The sequence below is a fragment of the Bifidobacterium jacchi genome (assembly GCF_009078285.1).
GTDB classification, from domain to species: Bacteria; Actinomycetota; Actinomycetes; order Actinomycetales; family Bifidobacteriaceae; genus Bifidobacterium; species Bifidobacterium jacchi.
This window is the reverse complement of sequence record NZ_RQSP01000065.1, coordinates 1-1,954: the sequence shown is the minus strand read 5'-3', so window position 1 is coordinate 1,954 and position 1,954 is coordinate 1. Positions and strand designations below refer to the sequence as shown.

The window sequence follows — 1,954 nt, the reverse complement described above, 5'->3', positions numbered from 1 at the left end:
CGTCGACAACCTCGGCGAGAACCTCGCGGTCGGTTCCAAGATCCGCTACAAGTTCGATTACACGAACGTCTCCGATCAGCAGATCACCGTGTATCCGAAGGACTCCAACCTGACGAACACCGACGTGATGTCTACCGACAACTGCCGCATCAGAGACCTCGCCGCCAAGGGCACCAGCAAGTGCGACAGCGACAAGCTCGCCTACCATGTGGTAGGCGCCGAGGACATCATCAAGGGCACGTTCACCCCGACCGCCCTGTTCCAGGCCACGGAGGACAACAACGGCACCAAGGTGCTGCAGGACAACATCGTCATCGACTTCGAGCCGGTCACCATCAAGGCGCAGTCCAAGGATGAGGCCTCCACCGCGAAGGCGTACAAGGACGGCGAATCGCGCTACCTCGCCAAGGCGCGGCAGTTCGGCGCGAACGAAAGCTACCGCATCCCGGCGGTCGCGACCGGCAAGAACGGCCGTATCCTCGCCGCGTGGGATCTGCGCCCGGTCGGCGGCGACGCGCCGCAGCCGAACAGCATCGTGATGCGCTACTCCGACGATCAGGGCAAGTCGTGGAGCGACCTGAAGATGGTGGCCCAAGGCCGCAACACTGGCAGCAGGCACGGCTACTCCGACCCGTCGTTCGTCGTGGACGAGGAGACCGGCACGATCTTCCTGTTCTTCGTCAAGTCGTACAATCAGGGCTACGCGGGTTCGCAGCTCGGCGTCGATCCCAACAATCGCAACGTGCTGCAGGCGGCCATCACCAAGTCCACCAACAACGGCGAGACGTGGTCCGAGCCGCAGATCATCACCGATCAGGTGACCAAAGGCCACGAACAGGAGTGGAAGTCGCGCTTCGCCACCTCCGGCGCCGGCATCCAGCTCAAGTACGGCACGCACAAGGGCCGCCTGATCCAGCAGTTCGCGGTCAAGCCCACTACCGGCAGCATCAACTATGCGGTGTCGATCTACTCCGACGACCACGGTGAGACGTGGAAGGTCGGCGGCGTGATCTCCTCCACCAACATGGACGAGAACAAGGTCGTCGAGCTGTCCGACGGCAGTGTGATGGTCAATGCCCGCCCGGGCGCGGTCGGCTACCGCAAGGTCGCGATCTCCAAGGATGGCGGCGAGACCTACGGCGAGGTCAAGAACGAGACCCAGCTGCCCGATCCTAACAACAACGCGCACATCATGCGCGCCTACCCGGACGCGCCGGAGGGCTCCGCCAAAGCGAAGATCCTGCTGTTCTCGTCGCCGCAGGCCAACAACGTCGGCCGCAAGAACGGCGTGATCCGCATCTCCTTCGACGACGGCAAGACCTGGTCCGCCGGCAAGCTGTACAAGTCCAATTCGATGGCCTACTCGGTGATGACCGTGCTCGATGACGGCAGCTACGGTCTGCTCTACGAAGGCGACTGGATCAGCAACGGCGTGGACAGCCACGAGATCATGTACATGCCGTTCAGCATGGCGTGGCTCGGCTACCTCGACGTGACCGCCACCGCCGAGGCCGCATCCGTGGCCGCCGGCACCACGACGGTCACCGTGCCGGTGACGGTCAAGAACAACAGCTCCGACGACTACACGTCGCTGACCGTCAAGGCCGCTGGCCTTCCGGCCGGCTGGTCCGCCGCCGACGTGCGCGTTGCGGACGGACTCGCCGCAGGCAAGAGCACCACCGTCAACGTGACGCTCACCGTGCCCGAATCCGCCAAGAAGGGCGACAAGGTCACCGGCACGATCAAGGTCACCGGCACCTACGCCAACGGTGTCAACGTGTCCGCCACCGGCACCACGCCGATGGACAGCGACACGCTGACCGCGATGGAGGACGGTTCGCTCACCGTCAACGTGACCGAAGGCGCTCCTGATCCTGATCCCGAGCCGACTGAGCCGACGATTGCGTCGATTGGCGCGTCGTTGAAGGCTGGTGATGGCAAGTATGTGGTCGGT

Annotated in this window: 1 protein-coding gene; it reads left to right on the top strand. The window is 63.8% G+C overall.

Going from position 1 to position 1,954, the window contains the following annotated elements; all coding sequences use genetic code 11:
* On the top strand, positions 1-1,954 hold a 1,954-nt coding region (locus EHS19_RS10085), incomplete at both ends, for an exo-alpha-sialidase (RefSeq protein WP_151917637.1).